Genomic DNA, 22,448 nt, shown 5'->3' with positions numbered 1-22,448 from the left:
AGGTGACCTCGGCTCCCTCCCCGACCCTCGTCCTCGACGGCCGCTTCGCGCGCGAGCTGCCCGAGCTGGCCCTGCCGTGGCAGGCCGTCGCCACCCCGGATCCGCGGCTGCTCGCCCTCAACGCGCTGCTCGCCGCCGACCTCGGCCTCGACCCCGACTGGCTGCGCGCCGACGGCCTCGGGCTCCTCACCGGCACCCTCCTCCCCGAGGGCGCCACTCCTGTGGCCCAGGCCTACGCTGGCCACCAGTTCGGCGGCTACTCACCGCGCCTGGGCGACGGCCGCGCCCTCCTGCTCGGCGAGCTCGCCGACGACGACGGGCGGCTGCGCGACCTGCACCTCAAGGGCTCGGGCCGCACGCCGTTCTCCCGCGGCGGCGACGGTCTCGCCGCGGTCGGCCCGATGCTGCGCGAGTACGTCGTCAGCGAGGCCATGCACGCACTCGGGATCCCCACCACCCGCAGCCTCGCGGTCGTCGCCACCGGGCGTCCGGTGCAGCGCGAGACGGTGCTGCCGGGAGCCGTGCTGGCGCGGGTGGCGAGCAGCCACCTCCGGGTGGGCACGTTCCAGTACGCCCGCGCGAGCGACGACGTCGACCTGCTGCGCCGCCTCGCCGACCACGCGATCGCCCGCCACCACCCGGCCGCGGCCGAGGCAGACCACCCCCACCTCGCGCTCCTCGACTCCGTCGTCGCCGCCCAGGCCTCCCTGGTGGCGCAATGGATGCACGTCGGGTTCGTCCACGGCGTGATGAACACCGACAACATGACGATCTCCGGCGAGACGATCGACTACGGCCCGTGCGCGTTCATGGACGCCTTCGACCCCGCGACGGTCTACAGCTCCATCGACACCGGCGGGCGCTACGCCTACGGCAACCAGCCCGTCGTCGCCGAGTGGAACCTCGCCCGATTCGCCGAGTCGCTGCTCCCGCTGCTGGCCGACGAGCAGGACGCGGCGGTGGCGCTCGCGGTCGAGTCGCTCGGCAGGTTCCGCGACCTCTACTCCACCGCATGGTCGACCGGGATGCGCGCCAAGCTCGGCCTGCCCGACGACGTCGACCCGGCCGAGGCGTCGAGCATCGTCGCCGACCTGGTCGGCCTGCTCCAGGCCGAGCACGTCGACCACACGTCGTTCTTCCGCAGCCTCGGGGCCGCCGCCCGCGGGGACACCGAGCCCGCTCGCGGCCTGGTCCTCGACCTCGCCGCCTTCGACGCATGGGCCGCCCGCTGGCTGCGCCTGGGACCCGACGCGACCGCGATGGACCGGACCAACCCGGTCTACGTGCCGCGCAACCACCTCGTGGAGGAGGCGCTGGACGCCGCCACCGCGGGCGACCTCGCCCCGTTCGACCGGCTGGTCGAGGCCGTCACCTCGCCCTACGACGAGCGTCCGGGGCTGGAGCGCTACGCCGAGCCGGCTCCCGAGTCGTTCGCCGGCTACCAGACCTTCTGCGGCACGTGAAGGGCCCCGCGGACGTTCCGCGCTGAGCAGAACGCGTGAGGGCAACCGACCCCGAGGAGCTAGGTTCGAGCACATGGGAGACATCGTGCGGTTCCCCGATCCCGCGACCGGTCGCCTCGCCCGCCCGCCGGACGAGTCGGCAGACCAGGCGCCCGAGCCGCTGTGGCGCGAGCTCGTCGGACGCGAGCTGCACCGCGAGCGCCGGCGGCGCGGCGAGCGGCTCGTCGACGTCGCGGGCCGCGCGGGAGTGTCGGTGCAGTACCTCTCCGAGGTGGAGCGCGGCCTCAAGGACCCGTCGTCGGAGATGCTGCACGCCATCGCCGGCGCGCTCGAGTTGAGCGTGCGGCGGCTCGCGGTGCGTGCCGGCCGACCGGACGCCCTCGCCCTGGCCGCCTGACCCGCCCGGGCCCGCCCCGCCGCGCCCTCCCCGCCCTCCCTGCCCGCCTGTCAGCCCAGCGCCGGGCCCTGCTCGTGCAGCACGGTGTCGACGATCCCGTAGTCCACGGCGGCCGCTCCCGGCAGCACGAGCGTCCGGTCGGTGTCCTGCCGGATCTGCTCCGCGGTGCGGCCCGTGTGCCGGGCCAGCACCTCCTCGAGCAGCAGCCGCACGCGTGCCACCTCGTCGGCCTCCAGGATCAGGTCGGGGATGGTGCCGCGTCCCTGGGTGGCGGGCTGGTGCAGCACGACCCGGCCGTGGGGCAGGATCGCGCGGCGACCGGGTGCTCCGCCGGCCAGCAGGACCGCGGCGGTCCACGCGGCCTGTCCGACGCAGACGGTCTCGACCGGCGGCCGCACGAACTGCATCGCGTCGTAGACGGCCAGCATCGCGGTGATCGACCCGCCGGGCGAGTTGACGTAGAGGCTGATCGGGAGCTCGGAGTTCTCCGAGGCGAGGTGGAGCAGCTGGGCGATGACCGTGTTGGCCACGCCGTCGTCGATCTCCGTGCCGAGGTAGACGATCCGCTCGGACAGCAGGCGGGAGTAGAGGTCGAGGGTGCGCTCGCCGCGCGGCGTCTGCTGCACGACGTACGGGATCGCGTAGCTGCTCATCGCACACCCGCCAGGCCGACGGTGCGGGCGCGCGCCGGCGTCACGTGATCGACCGAGCTGATCACCTGGTCGACGAAGCCGTAGGCCAGGGCGTCGGGAGCGCTGAACCATCGGTCGCGGCGCGAGTCGCGCTCGACGGTCTCGCGGTCCTGCCCCGTGTGCTCGGAGATCAGCCCGAGCACGGTGTCGCGGGTGTGCCGCAGGTCGTCGGCCTGGATCTCGATGTCGACGGCCGTGCCGCCGATGCCCGCGGATCCCTGGTGGAGCAGGACCCGCGAGTGCGGCAGCGCGTAGCGCTTGCCGGGTGTGCCGGCGGAGAGGAGGAACTGCCCGGCGCTGGCGGCCATGCCCATCGCGAGCGTGCTGACGTCGTTGGGGATCAGCTGCATGACGTCGTGGACGGCGAGCATCGACGACACCGAGCCGCCCGGGGAGTTGATCCAGAGGCTGATGTCGGCGCGGGGATCCTCGGCCGACAGGAGCAGCAGCTGGTGCATGAGGCGGTTGCCGTTGTCCTCGCGCAGCTCCTCGCCCAGGACGATGATCCGCTGGAGCATCAGGCGGCGGACGAGCTCGTCCTCGATGCCGGAGGTGGTGTGGGTGGTCATGCCGCCAGCCTGACGGGCGCCGGGCGGGCGCCACAGGGCGTTCCGCCCGGGGCGGATCCGCTCCGGGCGGAGCCGGCTCAGTCGATCGGTGCGGAGGTGTCGCACACGAGCGCCGCCGGCGCACGCGTCAACCGACGCGCACTCCGCTACGTTGCTGCTCCATGTCGACAGTCTCGGAGACCCAGGAAGAACGCGGCCTCGCCCGCCTCGCCCAGCGCAGCGCCGCATGGACCGAGAAGTGGTTCCCCGACGCCTACGTCTTCGCCCTCGCCGGCGTCGTGCTGGTGTCGGTCGCGGCGATGGTCAACGGCTCGAGCCCGGTCACGGTGGCGGAGACCTTCGGCGGCGGCTTCTGGGACCTCGCGACGTTCACGCTGCAGATGGCGATGGTCGTGCTGACCGGCTACGTCGTCGCCACGTCCCCGCCGGTCGCGCGGATCATCGAGCGCATCGCGCTCTACCCCTCGACGCCGCGCGGTGCCGTGGCGTTCGTCGCGCTGCTGTCGTGCGTGGTGTCGATGCTCAACTGGGGGCTCAGCCTGGTCTTCAGCGGCTTGCTGGCCCGGGCGATCGCGCGCCGCGCCGACCTGCGCGCCGACTACCGGGCGCTCGGCGCGGCGGCCTACCTCGGCCTCGGCGCGGTCTGGGCGCTCGGCCTGTCCTCGTCCGCCGCCCAGCTGCAGGCGACCCCGGCGTCGCTGCCGCCGGAGCTGCTCGAGATCACCGGTGTCCTCGACTTCGGCGCGACGATCCTCACCTGGCAGTCGCTCGTGATGGCGGTCGTCCTCATCGTCCTCAGCGTCGCCGTCGCCTGGGCGTCGGCGCCACAGGGCGACGCGGTCCGCACGGCCGAGGACATGGACGTCGACCTCTCCGACGAGGTCGAGCCGATGGCGCCGCGCACCCGTCCCGGCGAGCGCCTCGAGTACTCGCGGGTGCTGCCGGCCCTCGTCGGGCTGCTGACCCTCGGCTGGCTCGTCCACCAGCTCGCGACCCTGCCCTTCCTCACCGTGATCAGCAGCCTCAACGGCTACCTCATGGTGTTCCTGATCCTCGGCCTGGTCCTCCACGGCACCCCGCGCGGGTTCCTCAACGCGGTCACCAAGGCCGTGCCGACCACCGCCGGCGTGCTGGTGCAGTTCCCGCTGTACGCCGCGATGGCCGCCGTGCTGACCCGCGCCGAGGGCCGCGGCGGGATCACCGTCTCCGAGCACCTCGCCGACCTGTTCACCGACATCGGCGGCGGCGGCGCGTTCGCCGTCGTCATCGCCATCTACACGGCGCTGCTCGGGCTCCTCGTCCCGTCCGGTGGGGGCAAGTGGCTGGTGGAGGCGCCGTACGTCATGCAGTCGGCCACCGACGTCGGGATGAACCTCGGCTGGACGGTGCAGATCTACAACGCCGCCGAGGCGCTGCCCAACCTGGTCAACCCGTTCTTCATGCTGCCTCTGCTGGCGGTGCTCGGGGTGCGTGCCCGCGACCTCGTCGGATTCACCTTCCTGCAGTTCGTCTTCCACCTGCCGGTCGTGCTGATCCTGCTGTGGCTGCTCGGGATGACCTTTGAGTTCGTCCCGCCCGTCATGCCCTGACCGGGCGCCGACGCGTCAACGCCGCAGCCGGATGCGGATCGGTCCGGTGGCCGCGGCCGGGTCGACGACCCGGCCGCCCTGGGTGATCTCGACCCGGCCCCGGTCGACGAGGCGACGGGCCGCCCGGCGCGCCGGCTCCATCAGCTCGCGCCACGAGTCGGCGTCGCCGACCGCCCGCGCCGCGTCGGACGGGCAGATCGTCGAGGTGGGGGCGCGGCGGGCCAGCAGCTCGAGGATGCTCGCCTCGAGCCGCCGATCCACATCGGCCGTCGCGGGCCGGCCCGACGGCGCGCCGGGTGTCGGGTCGCCGGGCATGCCCCCAGCGTGCGCCGCTCGCGCCGCTCCGACCTCACCCCCATGGGCACGGTCCGGCATAGCCGGCCCGGATCGGTGGTTGTGCCCTCTGTCCGTTCGACCTTCATCCGAGAGGCAGTCCCATGCGCGCACTCGTCCAGCCCAGGTTCGGCGACCCCTCCGAGGTGCTCTCGGTCCAGGAGGTGCCCGACCCCGAGCCCGGCCCGGGCCAGGCCCTCGTGCGCGTGCTGCTCTCGCCGATCCACAACCACGACCTCTGGACCGTGCGTGGCAGCTACGGCTTCAAGCCCGAGATGCCGGCCCGTGCCGGCACCGAGCTGGTCGGCGTGGTGGAGGCGCTCGGCGAGGGCGTCGACGGTCTCACCGTCGGCCAGCGCGTCGCCACGGGCGGCACCTTCGGCGCCTGGGCCGAGCGGGTCGTCGCCCCGGCAGCCGGGCTGACCCCCGTGCCCGACGGCATCAGCGACGAGGCCGCCGCGCAGCTGGTCTCGATGCCGTTCAGCGCCATCGCGCTGCTCGACTTCCTCGAGGTCTCCGAGGGCGACTGGATCGTGCAGAACGCCGCCAACGGCGCGGTCGGCCGCCTGGTCGCCCAGCTGGCCGCGGCGCGCGGCGTCAACGTCCTCGGCCTCGTCCGCCGCTCCGACGGCGTCGGCGAGCTGCGCGAGCAGGGCATCGAGCGGGTCGTCGCGACCGACGACGACGGCTGGCGCGAGCGGGTGCGCGAGATCGTCGGCGAGGCGCCCGTCGTCGCCGGCGTCGACTCGGTCGGAGGCACCTCGGCCGGCGACGTCGTCTCCCTCCTGGCGGAGGACGGGGTGCTGGTGGTCTTCGGCGCCATGGCCTCGCCCACGATGGAGATCAGCTCGGGTGACGTGATCTTCAAGCAGGTCGTCATCAAGGGCTTCTGGGGCAGCAAGGTCTTCCCCGCCATGGCGCGCGACAAGCGGGCAGCGCTGATGGGTGAGCTGGTCACCGGCATCGCGTCCGGGACGCTGACGCTGCCGGTCGAGAAGGTCTACGGCCTCGACGAGATCGCCGACGCCGCGCGTGCCAGTGCGGCGCCGGGGCGACGCGGCAAGATCCTGCTGCGCCCGTGACACCCACGCCGCGGGGTCACGCGCGCGCGACGCCGCGGCCCCTAGGCTGGGCGCACGGGGCGCGAGGAGCGCCCGACGGCCACCGAACGACGGGACGGGGACGATGATGAGGCGTGGTGTGGGAGCAGCACTCGCCGTGACGGCGGGCGGGCTGCTGCTGGCCGCGTGCGGCACCGGCGTCACGCCCACCGGGGTGAGCGCGACCGATCCGCCCGCCACCGAGCCCACCAGCGAGCCCACCGAGCCCAGCACCGAGCCGCCGAGCGAGCCCAGCACGGAGCCGGCGACCGAGCCCAGCACGGAGCCGCCGACCGCGCCGGCGACGCCCGACGGGCCCGCATTCGGTCCGGCCACCGAGGTGCAGCTCAGCGAGCCCTCCGGCGAGTGGGACCTGCAGCTGGCCGACGTGCGCCTCGGCGAGCACGACGGCTTCGACCGGCTGGTGCTGGAGCTCGCCGGCAGCGGTGCGCCGGGCTGGGCCGTGGAGTTTGCCGACCAGGCAGTCGCCGAGGGCAGCGGCGAGATCGTGCCGCTCGAGGGTGACCGCGTCCTGACGATCAGCGCGTCCGGCACCGCCATGCCCGAGCCGGGGTCCTACGAGACCCCCCGTCGCCTCGGCCCGTCCGGTGACCTGGCCGAGGTCCGCGTCGGCGGCTGGTTCGAGGGATACCTCCAGGTGTTCGTGGGCCTCGACGGCGACGCGCGCCCCTTCCGGGCGTTCGCGCTCACCGACCCGCCGCGCCTCGTCGTCGACGTCAGCCACCCGCCCTCCTGACCGGGCCGCGGCGCCTCACCCACCCACCGGTCAGCCGACCCGCATCTCGCCGAGCTCGTTCCAGCCGTCCTGGTCGACCTCGGTGCTCACGATGTCCGGGGTGCGGGCGAGGTACTGCGGGAGCTCGGCCTGGGCGGCCTTGAAGTGCTCCGAGCCGACGTGGGCAGCCCCGGCCGCACCGTCGCGGAAGGCCTCGACGAGGACGTACTCGTGGGGGTCGGCCAGGCTCCGCGACCAGTCGAACCACAGGCAGCCCTCCTCGGCGCGCGTCGCCTCGGTGAAGGCGCGCGAGATCTCGGGCCAGTCGTCGGCGTGATCGGGCTTCACGGAGAACTTCGCGGTGATGAAGATCAAGGTCTCACTCCTGGGGTGGACGGGGTTGTCACCCCCGAGCCTAGGACGCTGGCCGCTCGCTATCGTGGGCGCATGACCGGCCCGGCGCACCCCACCGCCCGATGACCCGGTCCCGTCGCCTGCTGCTCGTCGTCGACGCGCCGTCGCTGCTCCACCGCAACCACCACGCCCGCTCGCACACCGGGCTCCGCGACCGCCAGGGCCGGCCCATCTGGGCACTGCACGGGATGCTCCGCCAGATCCTCGAGTCGATCGACTCGTTCGCCCCCGACGCCGTGGTCTTCGGCCTCGACGACCGCACGGGCTCGCTGCGGCGCGACCGCTACCCCGACTACAAGGCCGGGCGGGCCGAGAAGGACCCCGAGCTCGTCGACCAGCTCGACCGGGCCGGTGCCCTCCTCGACGCGCTGGGGCTCGCGACCGTGACCCCGGCCGGGCTGGAGGCCGACGACGTGAACGCGTCAGGGGCCACCTGGGCCACCGCCAACGGCTGGGACTGCGTGATCATCACCTCCGACCGCGACGCCTTCGCGCACATCAGCCCCCACACCCGGGTGCTGCGCCTGATCGACGGCGGCATCCACGGCTCGCCGATGCTCAACCCCGCGCGGCTGTTCGACCTCTACGGGGTGCGCCCGGCCAACTACCTCGCGTTCGCGGCGCTGCGCGGCGACTCCAGCGACAACCTGCCGGGCGTGCAGGGCATCGGCGAGAAGACCGCCGCGATCCTGCTCGACGTCGCCGGGTCGATGGACGCCGCCTGGGCCGACGTCGACCACAACGACGGCGACGGGCTGCGTGCGGCCCTCGACGACTGGGCGGCCGAGACGGGCGGTCGCCGCGTCGGCAGCACCGTCGTACGCCGGCTGCGCGCCGACGGCGCCCGCGAGCGCTACGACTTCAACGTCGCGATGATGTCGGGCCGCGACGACCTCGACCTCGGGCTCACCCCCGACGTGCCCGGCTCGCGCGGGCTGCTGCCGCTCGACCTCGACCGGGTGACCAAGGTGGTCGGCTTCCTCGACAACGACTTCACCACCGACTTCGCGGTGCGGGTGCTCACCGGCCGGCCGGCGTCAGGCTGACTCCCGCCGCTCATCGCCCGACTCATCGCCCGACTCATCGCCCGACTCATTGCCCGACTCATCGCCCGCCTCGTCGAGCCGCGCCCGGAGCCGGTCGACCTCGTCCTCGAGGTCCAGCACCCGGGCGACGCCGGCGAGGTTGAGCCCGTCGGCCAGCAGGTCGCGGATCCGCGCGAGGCGCGCGACGTCGTCGGCGCTGTAGAGCCGGGTGCCGCCCTCCGTGCGGTCGGGGCGCAGCAGCCCGCGCCGCTCGTAGACGCGCAGGTTCTGGATCTCCATCGAGACCATCGAGGCCGCCACCGAGATGGCGTACACACCGTGGTCGTCAGCCGCCACGCGGGCACCTCCTCGGGTCGTCGGGATCGCGTCCCTCGTCGGTGTCGCGAGGGGCTTGCACCAAGTCTGACAGATGGGCTATAAGAAACCTATAACCATTAATACAGGTTGTGGACCCACGGTCCACCCGGCACCGAACCAGGAGGAGACGATGTTGCTTCGCACCACTGACCCGTTCCGTGACCTCGACCGGCTCACCCAGCAGCTGCTGGGCACGACCAACCGTCCCGCGGTGATGCCGATGGACGCCTGGCGCGAGGGTGACCGCTTCGTCATCGAGTTCGACCTGCCCGGCGTCAACGCCGACACCATCGACCTCGACGTCGAGCGCAACGTGCTCACCGTGCGCGCCGAGCGCGTCGCCCGCAACGGCGACTGGGAGCCGCTGGCCTCCGAGCGCCCGCGCGGCGCGTTCAGCCGCCAGCTCGTGCTGGGCGACAACCTCGACCTCGAGCGGATCGAGGCGTCCTACACCGACGGCGTGCTGCGGCTGATCGTCCCGGTCGCCGAGAAGGCCAAGCCCCGCAAGATCGAGATCACCCAGACGGGATCGGGGCGCGGCAGCGAGCACGCCGAGCTGAGCGCCTGATCCTCGCCCGATCCGTCGCCCGATCCCTCGCCCCTGGTCGCGGGACCGCAGCCCTTGCGCAGTGTGCTGCGGTCTCGCGACCGCTCCACGTCCGGACCCGGCAGACCACGGCGGCGCCGCGATCAGTTGCCGCTCGTCACCACGATCGGCACGACGACGGCGGTCATCATGGCCACGTTCATCGCCGCCACGGCCTTCGCCACCGCCTCGCCGGCGACGACGTCGGTGGAGATCTCCGCGATGCGCCGCTTGAGGTCCTTCCTGCCCAGGGCCCCCGACTCGTCCTCGAGCACCTTCGGCGCCACCTCGAGACCCTGCAGGATGCAGAGCAGGCTCGCGTCGGCGGGCGTCGGGGTGCTGCCCAGCAGGACCGCACGCAGCCGCTCGCGGACCCGTCGCTCCGGCTCGGGATCGCGCACGGGGTACTTCTCCGGCACCAGGCCGAGCGCGCGCTTCTCCTCGATGTCGATCGTCCCGGCCGCCTCGAGTGCCACCGCCACCTCGCGCTCGACGGCGAGCTTGCCGTCGGTCACCAGCGACGACAGCTTCTTGCCGTCCTTCTGCTCCAGGCGCGCCATCGCCGCGTCGAGCGCCGGGTGCCCGACCGGTCCCGGCACGAGCACCGTCATCCGGGGGTCCTTGTCGTCGCTCAGGGTGATCCGCTCCGCGACCACCAGGTCGGTGACGATGGCCGCGGCCAGGCCGTAGCCCCGGTGCGCCATGGCGCTCTCGGGCTTGCCGTCGTCGCGTCGCAGCAGCAGGAACAGCTCCTCGCAGATCAACATGGCGCTCAGACTAGGTCGACCGCTGATCGGCGGGATCCGCCTCCTGGTGGAGATCCAGCGACAGGATCCGCGCCGTGAGGTCCACCGCTGGACCGAGGAGCAGGATCACCGCGAGCGTCCCCACCCCCACGGTCGCGCCGAGCAGCCAGCCGCCCAGCGCTCCCCCGCCCTGCACGACGCTGTAGCTCCACCGGAAGGGCACCGGCGGGTCCCACGCGAGAGCCGCCGCCTCCGCCGGACCGGCGCCGGTGTGGCTGCCGAGGTAGAGCGCGATGCCCACCGCGAGCAGCGGGAACGCCGCGACGAGCAGCGCCACGCGCCACCCCAGCGCGTCCGGCGTCGCCAGCAGGTCGAGCACCGCCGACACGACGATGCCCACGAGCACCACCTGCACGACGGTGCCCACCCCCGGGCGGACCCCGCGCAGCATCGCCAGCAGCACCAGCACCACGCCGACCACCAGGTTGACGATCCAGAAGGCCACCCCGGAGGTGAGGGTGAGGCCGTTGACGAACGTCGAGTACCCGTCGGAGCCCAGGTCGGCCGCCAGCAGCAGCGCGACGCCGGTGCCGAGCACGACGCACCCGACGAGGAGCATGGCCGTACGCCGGGGGCTGGGGATCACGGGCGACAGCATCGCAGGGCCCGTCGTGGGGTCGGTGCCCTGGCAGCGATGTGGACGGCCGCACCCGTCTTCCACGACCGGGCGGCTGCGTCGTACGTTGGCGACCCCCTGACTCGGAAGGCACCCACCCCCATGCGCTCTCGGCACACCCGCCTCGCCCTCGCCGCCGTCGCGGCCCTCACCGTCGCCGGACTCGGCGGGCCCGCGCTCGCCTCGCCGGCCGCAGGGCCGGGCGGCACAGCCAGCGCCAAACCCGGCAATCCCACCAAGCCCGGCAAGCCCGGCACGCCGCCCCGGTCCACCGAGGTCCGCTTCGCCACCTTCAACGCCTCGCTCAACCGCGGCACCGAGGGCGGGCTGGTCGCCGACCTCTCGACGCCCGGCAACCCGCAGGCCGCCGGAGCCGCGGAGACGATCCAGCGCGCCGACGCCGACGTGGTGCTGGTCAACGAGTTCGACTACGCGCCGGACGGTGAGGCGGCCGAGCTGTTCCGCGACAACTACCTCGCCGTGGGCCAGAACGGCGCCGCCCCGGTGGACTACCCCTACTACTACGTCGCGCCGAGCAACACCGGCGTGCCGAGCGGCTACGACCTCGACAACAACGGCGTCGTCGGCGTCCCCGGCACCCAAGCCGGCGGCGACGACTCCCTGGGGTTCGGGCTGTTCCCCGGGCAGTACGGCATGGTCGTCTACTCGAAGTACCCGATCGCCACCGACGAGGTGCGCACCTTCCAGCGATTCCTGTGGAAGGACATGCGGGGCGCGGTGCTGCCCGACGGCTGGTACTCCCCCGCCGAGCTCGACGTCCTCCGGCTGTCCTCGAAGTCGCACTGGGACGTGCCGATCCGCATCCCGGGGCGCAAGCCGGTCCACTTCCTCGTCTCCCACCCGACGCCGCCGAGCTTCGACGGCCCGGAGGACCGCAACGGGCGGCGCAACCACGACGAGATCCGCTTCTGGGCCGACTACGTCAGCGGCGGCCGGGCGGCGTCCTACATCTACGACGACGAGGGCGCCACGGGTGGCCTCGGTCGCGGCCAGGACTTCGTGGTCGCCGGAGACCAGAACGCCGACCCGTTCGACGGCGACTCCTACGCCGACGCGATCCTCCAGCTGCTCGACCACCCGGGCATCCAGGATCCCCACCCCACCTCGGCCGGCGCGGTCGAGGCCACCGCACGCGACCGGGGCGCCAACCTCACCCACACCGGCCCGGCGGCCGAGGACACCGCCGACTTCGCCGACAACGCCCCCGGCAACCTGCGCGTCGACTACGTGCTGCCGAGCAGCCGCCTCGCGGTCGCGGGCGCCGGCGTGTTCTGGCCGGTCGCGGCCGACCCCCTGTTCCGCCTCGTCGGCACCTACCCGTTCCCGGTCACCGACCACCGCCTGGTCTGGCTCGACGTGCGGACCGGGCACGGGCACGGGCACGGGCACGGGCACGGGCACGGGCACTGACCGTCGCCGAGGGGGCGGCGGAGGCCGATCCGGTGCCCCCAGATCGCGGTCCGGGTCAGACGTAGTCCTTGGCCACGTAGCGGCCGTCGGGGGTGATCGGGTCGTCGACGTTGATCGCCTCGACGGCCTCGGTGAGCTCGGCCTCCGCCAGCGGCGGGCGCCGGTCGAGGTGGATGCCGGCGATCATGCACCGCACCGACCCGCCGGCCAGCTCGATGGTCGGGATCTCGACCGAGACGATCTCGCACGTCTCCTCGATGGCGGCCACCTGCGCGGGGCGCAGCGAGCGTCGGGCGCGGCCCGACATCGCCATCACGTAGCGACGCCTGCCGTCGGGCGTACGGCCGCACAGCTCGACGGCGTTGCCGGCGAACTCGCGCACCTGCGCCTCGGTGAGCTCGACGATGGTCCGCCCGGTGACGGCGAGCCGCTCGCGCACCTGCTCGCGGCGGTGCTCGTCGGGGATCATCTCCAGGGCGATCAGCGCGACGTCGGTGCCGATGCAGGCCAGCACGTTGGTGTGGTAGACCGGCACGCCGTCGGAGTCGACGGCGTCGAAGGCCATCGGCTCGTAGTTGAAGTCGGTGCAGAAGCGCTCGAGCACGGCGACATCGGCGCGGTGGCTGCGCGCGGTGTAGGCCACCCGCGAGACGTGGTCGAGCACCATGGCGCCGGTGCCCTCGAGGAAGACGCCGTCGGGCTCCAGGCCGGAGTAGTCGATGATCGCCTGCACGCGGTACTCCGACTTCAGCAGCTCCAGGACGTCGGCACGCCGCTCGTGGCGGCGGTTGGAGGCGTACATCGGGTAGACCGCCACGGTGCCACCGGCGTGGGTGGACACCCAGTTGTTGGGGAACACGCTGTCGGGGCGGGTGTGGTCGTCGTCGTCGAAGACGTGCACCCGTACGCCGACGTCGCGCAGCGCCGCGGCCAGCGCGTCCATCTCGGCCAGCGCCTTCTCGGCCGTCGTGTAGTCGGTCTGCCCCGCAGGGGCCTCGGACTGGAACGCGTTGTCGGCCGCGGTCGCGGGGTTGGGGACGAAGCTGGTCGCGCGGACGAGGATCACCGCGGTTGGGGCCTGGGCACTCACGGGAGGAATGTAGGCCACGGCCCCGCGACGCCCGGAGGCGCGGCGACCACGCCGGGCTAGGGGTGAGCCGCGCCCAGCCCGACGGCCGCGGCCATGGTGTCGGCCACCTCGGCCGGGTCGCGCCGGGACGCCGACTCGTAGCAGGTCAGCTCCGTCTGCACCCAGCCCGGCACGTCGGCGCCGCTCCACAGCCCGCACGGGACGAGGCCACGCTCCTCGACGAAGGCGATGACGCGCTCGTTGACCTCCTCGGCCGTGCCGGGCGCGTAGGCCAGGAAGGTGGCGATGTGGGGCTCGTCGGGCACGGTGCGGAAGCCGCGCTCGCGCAGCGCCACCGCCAGCGCGACCGCCCAGGCCCGATGCTCTGCGAAGTCGGACAGGTGCTCGTCGAGGCCCTTCAGCCCGCCGAGCGCCGCCGTCGTCATGGAGTAGAGCGTGCCGCCCATCCGCTGCCGCCACGACCGCAGCTCGCCGGCGAGGTCCTCGGGGCAGGCGACCAGTGCCCCGCTCGAGCCGCCGAGCCCCTTGTAGAGCGAGACGTAGACCGAGTCGAACAGCTCGGCCACCTCGGCCAGGTCGCGGCCCCAGTAGGAGACCGACTCCCAGATCCGGGCCCCGTCGGCGTGCAGCCGCACCCGGCGCTCGCGGGCGGCGGCGGAGAGGGCGACGAGCTCGTCCCACGGCGGCAGCAGACAGCCGGCGTCGCGCAGCGGCAGCTCGACCAGCGCCGCCCCGAGCCGGCCGCCGACGGCGGCGAGGTCCTCGTCGGTGGCGGTGCGGGGGCCGGTGGTGAGCCACTCCAGCTCCAGGCCGAGCACCCGCCGGGGACCGTCCTGCTCGTGCCGCACGAGGTGCGACAGGTCGGGCAGGGCGACGCGGCGTGAGCCCGCGCGGTCGCACCACGCGCGCAGGGTGGCCTGCTGGGCCATCACGCCGCTGGGGAACATCACCGCCGCCGGCTTGCCGAGCAGGCCGGCGACCCGCGCCTCGAGCTCGGCGACGGCCCCGCGCTCGCCGTAGCGGTCCCACCCGATGTCGTGGGCCTCGGCGAAGTCGGCGAGGTCGCGCAGCATCGCCGCGGGCGTCGACGGCGGACGGTGGAAGATCCACTCGGCGCCCGCCGACGCCGACCGGAAGCGGTCGTGGACCTCGCTCACGCCGGGATCAGGACTGGCGCTTGAACCAGTAGGTGGTCTCGACGCCCGGGATGACCTGCACCAGCTCCCAGCCGCTGAGGCCGAGGGTGGACAGCAGGTCCTCCCACGACTCGGTGTCCTCCACGAGGGCCTCGGGGTCGGCGTTGTAGCCGCCGACCTCCACGTTGCCCTGGTCGTCGACGGTGATCTCGAGGTGTGCCCAGGTAGCCATGCGGTGATCCTCGCACGTCCGGTCACCGACCGAGCGGCCACTCCGCCAGCACATGGCAGCGGTCGGTCTCCCACCAGGCGAGCTGGAGCCGGTCGAGCACGACGTCGACGGGCACGACGTCGGCGAGCCGCGCGGCGGTGGAGGCCAGGTCGACGTCGTCGGAGGCCGCGTCCACGGTCAGGTGGGGGCGCACGTCGCTGCCGAACTCCCCGCCGTACGGCGGCCACGCGGGGAACGCCGCGACAAGGCGCGCGGTCAGGTCTCGGAGCGCCTCGTCGGGCTCCGGCACGAGGTGGATGATCCCGCTGGGGAACTGGTCCAGCCGCGCCAGCCTGACCGCGACCGGCGGGGTCGCGGCCGCGATCGCCGCGACCGTGCCGAGGTCCGCGTCGGTGGGGCTGGGCGCGAAGGGACCGAGCGCGGTGATGTGCGCGTGCCCGAAGCGCGCGTCGGTCGAGACGAAACCGGCGTCGTAGTGGGCGGTGCGCTCGCGCACCCACTCCTCGAGCGCCGGCACCGGGAGCTGCAGGACGGAGTGGCCGGTCACCCGGGCAAGACTCGCAGGCCGTCCGGGCGCGCGCCTCACTAGGCTGGTGGCGCCATGACCCAGTCGCCGCGCATCGCCCCGCCCCCGTCCGAGATCGCCACCCTCGCGCGCGATCGCGTCGCCGCACTCGCCACCCCACCGGGGGCGCTCGGCCGTCTCGGCGAGCTCGGGGCGTGGCTGTGCGCCGCGCAGGGCGTCGTGCCCCCGCGCCCGCTGACCGACGTCCGCCTCGTGGTGCTGGCGGGCGACCACGGCGTCGCCGCCCACGGCGTGTCCGCCTACCCGGCGGCCGTGACCGAGGCGATGGTGCGCACCCTCGTGGCGGGGAGCGCGGGCGTGAGCGCGCTGGCGCGTGCGCACGGCGTCGCGGTGAGCGTGGTCGACGTCGCCGTCGACGCCGACCTCGACGACCTGCCCGACGCGGTCACCGCCCGCAAGGTGCGCCGCGGCTCCGAGCCCATCCACCTGGCCGACGCCCTGACGCGCGACGAGGCCGAGCGCTCGCTCGCCCTCGGCGCCGAGCTCGCCGCGGAGCAGATCGACGACGGCGCCCAGCTGCTCATGACCGGCGACCTCGGCATCGGCAACACCACGGCCGCGGCGGCTCTCGTCGCGACCGTGCTCGGGCTGCCCGCCGACGAGGTGACCGGTCGCGGCACCGGCATCGACGACGACGGGTGGCGCCGCAAGCGCGACGTGATCGAGCAGGCGCTGGCCCGCGCGCAGGGCCGCACGTCCGACCCGGTCGAGGTGCTCGCCGCGCTCGGCAGCGCCGACCTGGCCGCCACCGTCGGCTTCCTGGTCGAGGCGTCCACGCGGGGCGTCCCGGTCCTCCTCGACGGCCTGATGTCGCTCGCCTGCGCGGTCGTGGCCGAGGCGCACGCGCCGGGCGCCGCGGCGTGGTGGCTGGCCGGGCACCGCTCGACCGAGCCGGCGCAGGCGCACGCCCTGAAGTCCCTGGGCCTGGAGCCGGTCCTCGACCTCGGCATGCGGCTGGGCGAGGGGTCCGGTGCGGTCGCCGCCGTCCCGGTGCTGCGCTCGGCGATCGCCGTCCTGCGCGAAGTGGCGCTGCTGTCGGAGATCATGCCTTCGTGATCGTGCGCGACGCCTGGCTGCTCGCGACCGGGACCCTCACCGCCGTGCGGGTCCCGCCCCCGAGCCGGGTCGACCGCGGGGTCGCCGGGCTGGCGATGGCTCTCGCGCCGCTGGCCGTGCTGCCGCTCGCGGCCGCCGCGGCGGTCGTGGTGCTGGTCGGCGGCTGGATCGGCCTGCCTCCGCTTGCGACGGCGTACGTCGTGGTGCTGACGCTGGCCCTCGGCACCCGGGCGTTCCACTGGGACGGGCTCGCCGACACCGCCGACGGGCTCACCGCCTCCTACTCCCCCGCCCGCTCGCTGGAGGTGATGCGCACCGGCCCGGTCGGCCCGGCCGGGGTGGTCGCCGTGGTGCTCGTCGCCGGGCTCCAGGCGGCCGGGCTGACGGCCGTGGTGCGCGACGACCGGGGCTGGTGGGTCGTCGGGCTGCTGGTGTGCGTCTCGCGCGTCGCGCTGACCGTCTCGTGCGTGCGCGGTGTGCCCGCGGCACGCCCGGACGGCCTGGGAGCGACGCACGTCGGCTCGGTGCCGGTCGTCGCCGCCGTCGCGTCGCTCCTGGTCTGCGGCGCGGCCGCGGCCCTCGCGGGCCACGGGCTCGGCTCGGCCGCATCGACCGTGGTGGGACTGGCGGCTGCGGTGGCCGTCGTGCTGGCCCTGCTGCTGCGGTGCGTACGCCGCCTCGGCGGCATCACCGGCGACGTGCTCGGCGCGGCCGTGGAGGTCACCTTCGCCGTGCTGGTCCTGGCCGCCGCCACTGGCTGACGGCTGCTGCGCGCGGCCCTCTCCCGGGGTCGGTCAGTCGCCGGAGCCCGGCTCGGCCATCCTGCGGTGCATCGCCGCCTTGAGCTTGTCGGGCATCGCCTTGCCGGCGGCCTCCTGCACCTTGGTCTTCAGTCCGCCGCCGACCACCCGGGCCTTGCCGTCCATCAGCGCCTCGAAGCCCTGGCGGGCCACCTGCGCGGGGTCGTCCTTCTTCGACGTGCCGACCGCGGTGTCGTCGGCCATGTCGGCGCGCTCGAAGAAGTCGGTGTCCGTCGGTCCGGGCATCAGCGAGGTCAGCGTGACGCCGGTGTCCTTGAGCTCGTCCTGCAGCGCCTCGGTGAAGGACTGGAGGAACGACTTCGACGCGTTGTAGACCGCCTGGAACGAGCCCGGCATCGTCGCGGCGATCGACGACGTCACCAGCACCCGGCCCGCGTCGGCGGCCACCATGTCGCGGAGCACGAGCTTGGCCAGGCGCACGGTCGAGACGACGTTGAGGTCGATGATCGAGAGCTCGTCGGCGAGGTCCGTGTCGACGAACGCGCCGCCCTGTCCGTGGCCGGCGTTGAGCGCGATGGCGGCCACGGGGCGACCGTCCGCACGGATGGCGGTGTAGAGGGCGGCCACTCCCTGCTCGTTGCGCAGGTCAACCTGCACCGCCTCGACTTCCCCGTCGCCCTCGGCCCGCAGGACGGCCGCGGCGACCGTGATCTCGTCGTCCTCGGCCGCGACGAGGAGGTCGAAGCCGTGCTCGGCGAACTGCTTGGCGAGCTCGAGACCGATGCCGCTCGAGGCGCCCGTCACGACCGCGAGCGGACGACCGCCTCCCGAGGCGGTGTCGCCGGTCGTGTCGCCGGTCGTCTCTGCGGTGGCGTCGGCGGGACTGGACGGGGTCGGGTCGTCGGCGGTCATGTCGACCCGTACCCATGCGGCTGCGTCCGATCCGCGGCGACCTGACAGGATCGCGCCATGCGGATCCTGGTCACCGGCGGCGTGCGGTCGGGCAAGTCCACCCACGCGGAGGACCTGATCGGAGGCGCACCGGCCACCTACGTCGCCACCGGGACGCCCCCCGACCGCGAGCAGGACCCCGACTGGGCGGCCCGGATCGACGCCCACCGCGCCCGGCGCCCCGACTCCTGGGGCACCCTCGAGACGCAGGACCTGGCCGGGGCGCTCACCGCGGCCCGCGACCCCCTCCTCGTCGACTGCCTCGGCACCTGGCTGACCGCGATCATCGACACCCACGACGCGTGGGAGGACGACTCCGACGCCGTCCACGACCTCGTGCTGGCGCGCACCGACGAGGTCGTCGAGGCGCTGGTGCGGTGCGAGCAGGACGTCGTCCTGGTCACCAACGAGGTCGGCCTCGGCGTGGTGCCCGAGCACCGCTCCGGTCGCCTCTTCCGCGACCTGCTCGGCGTGGTCAACCAACGCGTCGCCGCCGCCTGCGACGAGGTGCACCTCGTCGTCGCCGGGCGCGTGCTGCGACTCTGACCGGACCCGTCCCTGCGTGACGACCGCGATGACCACCGCAGGTTCGTCCGCGCTGTGGTGCAATCGCGCCATGGTGAACATGCTGGCCGTCCCCGCAGGGCTCTACCGAGGGACGGTGACCGGGCCGGAGAGCGGGGACTGCCAGTGCCGCATCGATGTACGCCGACTGACCGAGCACGCGATGAGCGTCGACTACGAGGCCGTCGGTGTCTCCGGACTCCAGCACGTCGAGCACACCATCGTGACGGCTTCCGCTCTGCACGTCGTCGCCAGTGAGTTCCCCACGGTCGTCACCTTCCGGAGGACGGGCCCCGGACGCTACGTCGCGGACGTCGAGGGACCTGCCATGGAGATCCACCCGGGCTGGGACGGCGCCTCCCTGACATGGGCGTGGCACTGGGCTCCTCCGGGCGAGGAGGCCCGCGAGCAGTCCCGCGCGGTCGCGCGCCAGGTGCGCTGACGCAGGAGCGCGTTCATCGCGCGGCAGACCGTCGTCGTCGCGGTTGCAGGACAGGCTGATCCTGTGGCTGGCCCGTCAGGTGACGGCGGGCGGATGGTTGGGCTTGATCATCGCGCACCGCAGGGAGGCGTCGATCCCTGGGAGCGACGCCTCGTGTGCCATCGCCCGAGCCAGCTCCGGGCCGACGTGGTTGCTTGCAAGGACCCGATAGCCGAGACGGAGGTAGTAGGGGCCGTTCCACGGGACGTCTCTGAAGGTCGTCAACGTGGTGGCAGGAAGCCCGGCGTCGCGACCCCAGGCTTCCACGAACTCGAGCAAGGCCCGACCGATACGTCGACCGGCGTACGCGGGTGCTACCGACACCTGGGCCACGTGCGCGTTCCCGTCGAGCACCTCCGCGGTGATGTACGCCGCGATCTCCGCACCGAACTGCGCCACCCAGACCTGCGCTCGCTCAATGGCCTCGCGCAGATCGCTTCTGTCCGGCACGTCCTCAGCGACCTGTGACATGCCAACGGTGTGGAACAGCTGCCCCGCCTTGACCTCCACATCGACCAGACGCTCCATGTCGGCCTCATGAGCAGGACGAATGGTCGGGACGGTCACGGCTCCCACGCTCCCACACGTCGTGGACGGGCCCTCCACCTCGGGTGACCGGGGCGTCCGCACCTACGTCGGCGCGTACGTCAGGGCGGCCGGCTACAGGGGCGAGGATCAGGTGTTGCCCACGTTCGACCTTCACGGTGGTCCGGGGATGCGGAGTCTGGTGGCCTCCGACGACGTGGAAGGTTCGCTGAGGCTGGGTCTGGTCCCCGGGGCGAGTCGTCCGTGCGGGTCCAGTCAGTCAGCGCGCGAGCCAGATCTCGGTGCTGTCGCAGTAGGACGGGACGACCAGCCCGCCGACCCGACCCGTGGTGCTCCTGTCCACGCCTCCGTCGACGGAGACCTTCTCGCCGACAGCGATCTCGCCAACGCCGGGGAGCTCGATGGTGGTGGGGGCGTCGCTCGTCACCTCGGTGCCGTGCGGCCATACGACGACCGTGTCGCGATACGTAGTGACATCAGTGATGCCCAAGCACCCATCGACGACCGCAAGGGTTCCCTCGAGGCGTGCGTCCATGCCTCCACCAGTTCGTTCGGCAACCAGCACGGTCGCGTCACCGCCGTCGACGGCTCGTGCCCCGCCGCACGCGCTGAGCGAAATCACGACACAGGCAAGAGATACGGCTCTCCCCATCCGCCCGGCGCTCACTGAGGCAGTGTGGCGCACTCGCGCGACGCCTGCAGGGAGGTCGCTTGAAACGCCGGACCCGCCGCGAACCGAGCGCCCGCTCATGCCTGCGGGTTCAGGCGGTCAGCGCAACACCTCGGCTAGTGCTTGTGATGGTGTCTTGAAGCCGAGGGTCTGTCGAGGGCGTTCGTTGAGCTCTTGAGCGATGGCATCGAAGTCGTCTTGGGTCAAGGTGCGGAAGTCGACCCGGCGGGGCAGGTACTGACGCAGAAGTCCGTTGGTGTTCTCGTTGCTGCCACGCTGCCACGGCGACTTCGGATCGCAGAAGTAGACCTGCACACCGGTGGCGACGGTGAACCGCTGGTGTTGGGCCATCTCGTGGCCGAGGTCCCAGGTCAGGGACTTCGTCAGTTGCTGCGGCAGCGTCGTGACTGCGGCAGCCAGCGCATCGGCGACCGCGTCAGCCTTGTGATTGCCACAGGTAGCGCGACCAGCATCAGGAAACCGGGTCGAGCGCTCCACCAAGGTGGCAACGGGGCTCATCCCTTTGCCGAACACCAGGTCGCCTTCCCAGTGGCCGGGTACCGCCCGGTCCTCTACCTCGGCCGGTCGCTCGGAGATGTGCAGCGTGTTGGGCCGGCCGCCACGACCGTCGGGCAACCGAACTCCCTTGGGTCGCCGGATCACCCGCCCGGTGCGCAGGTGAGCGGTCAGTTCTTTGCGCAGCGCGCCGCGGGACTGGACGAACAGGGTGCGGTAGATGCTCTCGTGGGACACGTGCATCTCCGGGTCGTCGGGGTAGGTGGACTTGAGCCAGCCTGCGATCTGCTGGGGTGACCATCGTCGCTGAAGCTTCTCGGCCACGATGCCAGCCAGCACCGGGTTCACAGCCAGCTTGCACGCCTTGGGACGGGTCGCACGCGACCACGCCTCACGATCGGCTCTGGCTGCTCTGTATCGCCTGGGCCCGCCGTTGGTGTTGATCTCTCGGCTAACCGTCGAGGGCGCTCGACCCAATCGAGTCGCGATGGCTCGGATCGACTCCTGGGCCGCCAAGCCCCGAGAGATCTCCTCGCGCTCCGCCATCGACAGGCGACAACGTGATCGACGCCGAGGATCGGGTCTGACCCCACCACAGCGCAGCAGGTAGGTACGCACCGTGCTCGGTGACAGACCCAGTTGCCGAGCTGTCGGCTTCGCTGCCTGCCCCTCACGCAGCCTCGCCCACAGCGCGTCGATCGTCTCTGGCGTCAGCTTCTCGTAGTCACCACGTCCCACCGCAACCTCCTCGAGTTAAGGAAGTGTTGCGCTGACCCCTTGAGAGCACCCCGAGATGCGCGCGTAGAGGGCGCCATGTCCTGAGGTGTTTTCGGAGGTCGCCGCCCACTGAGGGACGGCGCCTCCTGGGGCCTGGCCCGACTCGAACGGTGCCGTCATCCTTGGGTTCAGTGACGCCCAGTACCAGCGCTGGGCGTTGAGCAGGCTGGCCGCTAACGATAAGGCAGGGTGCCAGAGTCGTCATCCGTGATGCACCCGGATCTGGCACCCCTCTGTGTCAAGGAGCGGCTTCGGCGTGGGTCTTCCGGGTGGCTGGGGGTGGGCGTCGACACACCCCCCGGATCGCCCCCTACCTTGGGTCGCGTGACCTTCTGGCAGCTGGCCTTCGACGCGAACGACCCGCGGCGGCTCGCGCAGCAGATCCGGTGCTGCGTCGCCGTGAGGGACGAACCCCGTGAGGTCTCCCGCTCGGCTGCGGACGTCAGCCCGGGCCGTGGGGGTGGGCGAGGTCGTAGGCGCGCGAGACCTTCTGCGGCACGACCAGGCGCCAGGCGTCGACGACGAGCTCGCGGGCCTCGGCAGGGTCCAGCGTCGCAAGGTCGGCGTGGACCCAGTGGAAGCGCAGGTCGGCCTGCGGGGGCAGGTGGAACCTGTGCGGCTCGCTCTCCACGAGTGCGGCGCGCTCCTCCTTGGGGAACCCGAACCCCATCACGCGCTCGTCGAGGGAGAACGCGACGTAGACGATCTGCTTGACCCGGAACTTCAGGCGCCCTCGTACGTAGACCTCGTAGGAACGTTCGAGCTCCGACCCGAGCGCGCGGACGTCGTCGATCACCGCCACTCTCGCACCACCACCGCACCGCCCCTCAGGACGCGGCCGCGGGGATCGCGAGTCGGCCCATCGAGACATCGTCCTCCCTCGTTGACCGGGTGTCACCGGCTCCTGCTCGCCCGATGACCGACCAAGACTGTCCCGCCCGTGCCTC

Annotated in this window: 28 protein-coding genes; 12 read left to right on the top strand and 16 right to left on the bottom strand. The window is 72.9% G+C overall.

Going from position 1 to position 22,448, the window contains the following annotated elements; translation table 11 throughout:
* The first annotated feature begins 2 nt into the window (after nucleotides 1–2).
* Nucleotides 3–1,463 (top strand): protein adenylyltransferase SelO, encoded by a 1,461-nt coding sequence (locus tag JX575_RS07660; protein WP_186341858.1) that lies wholly within the window; start codon nucleotides 3–5, stop codon nucleotides 1,461–1,463.
* A 73-nt stretch (nucleotides 1,464–1,536) separates the two neighbouring features.
* Nucleotides 1,537–1,860: a helix-turn-helix transcriptional regulator gene (locus JX575_RS07655; RefSeq protein WP_186341857.1), complete on the top strand. Its 324-nt coding sequence runs from the start codon at nucleotides 1,537–1,539 to the stop codon at nucleotides 1,858–1,860.
* Between the two features lie 50 nt (nucleotides 1,861–1,910).
* Here JX575_RS07655 and JX575_RS07650 read toward each other — a convergent pair whose 3' ends face one another.
* A complete protein-coding gene (locus JX575_RS07650) occupies nucleotides 1,911–2,513 on the bottom strand; it encodes an ATP-dependent Clp protease proteolytic subunit (protein WP_186341856.1) in 603 nt (200 codons plus the stop codon).
* Nucleotides 2,510–3,121, bottom strand: coding sequence for an ATP-dependent Clp protease proteolytic subunit (locus tag JX575_RS07645; RefSeq protein ID WP_186341855.1), 612 nt, complete (start codon nucleotides 3,119–3,121; stop codon nucleotides 2,510–2,512). Before JX575_RS07645 ends, JX575_RS07650 begins: the two co-directional genes overlap by 4 nt.
* Before the next feature lie 161 nt (nucleotides 3,122–3,282).
* Here JX575_RS07645 and JX575_RS07640 point away from each other — a divergent pair, with 161 nt between their 5' ends.
* Nucleotides 3,283–4,710 carry a TIGR00366 family protein gene (locus JX575_RS07640; RefSeq protein ID WP_186341854.1) on the top strand — a complete coding sequence of 476 codons (1,428 nt, stop codon included), beginning with the start codon at nucleotides 3,283–3,285 and terminating at the stop codon, nucleotides 4,708–4,710.
* A 15-nt stretch (nucleotides 4,711–4,725) separates the two neighbouring features.
* Here the strand turns inward: JX575_RS07640 and JX575_RS07635 are convergent, their stop codons facing one another.
* On the bottom strand, nucleotides 4,726–5,025 hold the full coding sequence (locus JX575_RS07635) for a DUF3253 domain-containing protein (protein WP_186341853.1): 300 nt from the start codon (nucleotides 5,023–5,025) through the stop codon (nucleotides 4,726–4,728).
* A gap of 122 nt (nucleotides 5,026–5,147) precedes the next feature.
* Here JX575_RS07635 and JX575_RS07630 point away from each other — a divergent pair, with 122 nt between their 5' ends.
* Entirely contained in the window at nucleotides 5,148–6,125 is a 978-nt protein-coding gene (locus JX575_RS07630; RefSeq protein ID WP_186341852.1) for a zinc-binding dehydrogenase, read from the top strand.
* A gap of 118 nt (nucleotides 6,126–6,243) precedes the next feature.
* On the top strand, nucleotides 6,244–6,900 hold the full coding sequence (locus JX575_RS07625; RefSeq protein ID WP_186341851.1) for a hypothetical protein: 657 nt from the start codon (nucleotides 6,244–6,246) through the stop codon (nucleotides 6,898–6,900).
* A gap of 30 nt (nucleotides 6,901–6,930) precedes the next feature.
* Here the strand turns inward: JX575_RS07625 and JX575_RS07620 are convergent, their stop codons facing one another.
* A complete protein-coding gene (locus JX575_RS07620; RefSeq protein ID WP_186341850.1) occupies nucleotides 6,931–7,254 on the bottom strand; it encodes a putative quinol monooxygenase in 324 nt (107 codons plus the stop codon).
* Between the two features lie 101 nt (nucleotides 7,255–7,355).
* Between JX575_RS07620 and JX575_RS07615 the strand changes: the two genes are divergently transcribed.
* Complete coding sequence (locus JX575_RS07615; RefSeq protein ID WP_186341849.1) at nucleotides 7,356–8,339, top strand: 5'-3' exonuclease H3TH domain-containing protein; 984 nt, start codon at nucleotides 7,356–7,358, stop codon at nucleotides 8,337–8,339.
* Here JX575_RS07615 and JX575_RS07610 read toward each other — a convergent pair.
* A complete protein-coding gene (locus JX575_RS07610; protein WP_186341848.1) occupies nucleotides 8,331–8,675 on the bottom strand; it encodes a MerR family transcriptional regulator in 345 nt (114 codons plus the stop codon). The genes JX575_RS07615 and JX575_RS07610 overlap by 9 nt on opposite strands.
* Nucleotides 8,676–8,826: 151 nt before the next feature.
* Here JX575_RS07610 and JX575_RS07605 point away from each other — a divergent pair, with 151 nt between their 5' ends.
* On the top strand, nucleotides 8,827–9,264 hold the full coding sequence (locus JX575_RS07605; RefSeq protein ID WP_186341847.1) for an Hsp20/alpha crystallin family protein: 438 nt from the start codon (nucleotides 8,827–8,829) through the stop codon (nucleotides 9,262–9,264).
* 122 nt (nucleotides 9,265–9,386) lie between these two features.
* Here the strand turns inward: JX575_RS07605 and JX575_RS07600 are convergent, their stop codons facing one another.
* Both JX575_RS07600 and JX575_RS07595 read right to left on the bottom strand, forming a co-directional pair.
* Complete coding sequence (locus tag JX575_RS07600) at nucleotides 9,387–10,049, bottom strand: GPP34 family phosphoprotein (RefSeq protein WP_186341846.1); 663 nt, start codon at nucleotides 10,047–10,049, stop codon at nucleotides 9,387–9,389.
* A 10-nt stretch (nucleotides 10,050–10,059) separates the two neighbouring features.
* The gene (locus tag JX575_RS07595) at nucleotides 10,060–10,674 is read right to left on the bottom strand and encodes a hypothetical protein (protein ID WP_186341845.1); all 615 of its coding nucleotides are present in this window, start codon (nucleotides 10,672–10,674) and stop codon (nucleotides 10,060–10,062) included.
* Nucleotides 10,675–10,806: 132 nt separating this feature from the next.
* Between JX575_RS07595 and JX575_RS07590 the strand changes: the two genes are divergently transcribed.
* Nucleotides 10,807–12,135, top strand: coding sequence for an endonuclease/exonuclease/phosphatase family protein (locus JX575_RS07590; protein WP_186341844.1), 1,329 nt, complete (start codon nucleotides 10,807–10,809; stop codon nucleotides 12,133–12,135).
* A 55-nt stretch (nucleotides 12,136–12,190) separates the two neighbouring features.
* Here JX575_RS07590 and JX575_RS07585 read toward each other — a convergent pair whose 3' ends face one another.
* Genes JX575_RS07585 through JX575_RS07570 form a run of 4 tightly spaced genes read right to left on the bottom strand, consistent with a single transcriptional unit; the run spans nucleotide 12,191 to nucleotide 15,140 of the window.
* The gene (locus tag JX575_RS07585; RefSeq protein ID WP_186341843.1) at nucleotides 12,191–13,225 is read right to left on the bottom strand and encodes an arginine deiminase-related protein; all 1,035 of its coding nucleotides are present in this window, start codon (nucleotides 13,223–13,225) and stop codon (nucleotides 12,191–12,193) included.
* 56 nt (nucleotides 13,226–13,281) lie between these two features.
* Entirely contained in the window at nucleotides 13,282–14,382 is a 1,101-nt protein-coding gene (locus tag JX575_RS07580) for a beta-eliminating lyase-related protein (RefSeq protein WP_186341842.1), read from the bottom strand.
* Nucleotides 14,383–14,389: 7 nt separating this feature from the next.
* On the bottom strand, nucleotides 14,390–14,593 hold the full coding sequence (locus JX575_RS07575; protein ID WP_186341841.1) for a hypothetical protein: 204 nt from the start codon (nucleotides 14,591–14,593) through the stop codon (nucleotides 14,390–14,392).
* A gap of 22 nt (nucleotides 14,594–14,615) precedes the next feature.
* A complete protein-coding gene (locus JX575_RS07570; protein WP_186341840.1) occupies nucleotides 14,616–15,140 on the bottom strand; it encodes a 2'-5' RNA ligase family protein in 525 nt (174 codons plus the stop codon).
* 54 nt (nucleotides 15,141–15,194) lie between these two features.
* Between JX575_RS07570 and cobT the strand changes: the two genes are divergently transcribed.
* Both cobT and JX575_RS07560 read left to right on the top strand, forming a co-directional pair.
* Complete coding sequence (gene cobT, locus JX575_RS07565) at nucleotides 15,195–16,235, top strand: nicotinate-nucleotide--dimethylbenzimidazole phosphoribosyltransferase (RefSeq protein ID WP_186341839.1); 1,041 nt, start codon at nucleotides 15,195–15,197, stop codon at nucleotides 16,233–16,235.
* Nucleotides 16,232–16,996: an adenosylcobinamide-GDP ribazoletransferase gene (locus JX575_RS07560; RefSeq protein ID WP_241005379.1), complete on the top strand. Its 765-nt coding sequence runs from the start codon at nucleotides 16,232–16,234 to the stop codon at nucleotides 16,994–16,996. Before cobT ends, JX575_RS07560 begins: the two co-directional genes overlap by 4 nt.
* Before the next feature lie 33 nt (nucleotides 16,997–17,029).
* On the opposite strand, the gene JX575_RS07555 is transcribed toward JX575_RS07560, so the two are convergent.
* Complete coding sequence (locus JX575_RS07555) at nucleotides 17,030–17,908, bottom strand: SDR family NAD(P)-dependent oxidoreductase (protein ID WP_186341838.1); 879 nt, start codon at nucleotides 17,906–17,908, stop codon at nucleotides 17,030–17,032.
* A gap of 57 nt (nucleotides 17,909–17,965) precedes the next feature.
* Between JX575_RS07555 and cobU the strand changes: the two genes are divergently transcribed.
* Together cobU and JX575_RS07545 are read left to right on the top strand one after the other, a co-directional pair.
* On the top strand, nucleotides 17,966–18,493 hold the full coding sequence (cobU, locus tag JX575_RS07550) for a bifunctional adenosylcobinamide kinase/adenosylcobinamide-phosphate guanylyltransferase (protein ID WP_186341837.1): 528 nt from the start codon (nucleotides 17,966–17,968) through the stop codon (nucleotides 18,491–18,493).
* Between the two features lie 70 nt (nucleotides 18,494–18,563).
* Nucleotides 18,564–18,953: a hypothetical protein gene (locus JX575_RS07545; protein ID WP_186341836.1), complete on the top strand. Its 390-nt coding sequence runs from the start codon at nucleotides 18,564–18,566 to the stop codon at nucleotides 18,951–18,953.
* A gap of 75 nt (nucleotides 18,954–19,028) precedes the next feature.
* On the opposite strand, the gene JX575_RS07540 is transcribed toward JX575_RS07545, so the two are convergent.
* The 4 genes from JX575_RS07540 to JX575_RS07525 all read right to left on the bottom strand — a co-directional run bounded on the left by JX575_RS07540 (nucleotide 19,029) and on the right by JX575_RS07525 (nucleotide 22,303).
* Complete coding sequence (locus tag JX575_RS07540; RefSeq protein WP_186341835.1) at nucleotides 19,029–19,559, bottom strand: GNAT family N-acetyltransferase; 531 nt, start codon at nucleotides 19,557–19,559, stop codon at nucleotides 19,029–19,031.
* A 238-nt stretch (nucleotides 19,560–19,797) separates the two neighbouring features.
* Nucleotides 19,798–20,205 carry a hypothetical protein gene (locus JX575_RS07535; protein ID WP_186341834.1) on the bottom strand — a complete coding sequence of 136 codons (408 nt, stop codon included), beginning with the start codon at nucleotides 20,203–20,205 and terminating at the stop codon, nucleotides 19,798–19,800.
* 102 nt (nucleotides 20,206–20,307) lie between these two features.
* Nucleotides 20,308–21,462: an IS30 family transposase gene (locus JX575_RS07530; protein ID WP_206054552.1), complete on the bottom strand. Its 1,155-nt coding sequence runs from the start codon at nucleotides 21,460–21,462 to the stop codon at nucleotides 20,308–20,310.
* Nucleotides 21,463–21,943: 481 nt separating this feature from the next.
* Entirely contained in the window at nucleotides 21,944–22,303 is a 360-nt protein-coding gene (locus JX575_RS07525; protein ID WP_186342624.1) for an MmcQ/YjbR family DNA-binding protein, read from the bottom strand.
* Nucleotides 22,304–22,448 lie beyond the last annotated feature (145 nt).

The organism is Nocardioides sp. zg-1228, assembly GCF_017086465.1.
GTDB lineage: Bacteria > Actinomycetota > Actinomycetes > Propionibacteriales > Nocardioidaceae > Nocardioides.
The sequence above is the reverse complement of the archived record's forward strand: the minus strand, read 5'-3'. Positions and strand labels throughout refer to the sequence as shown.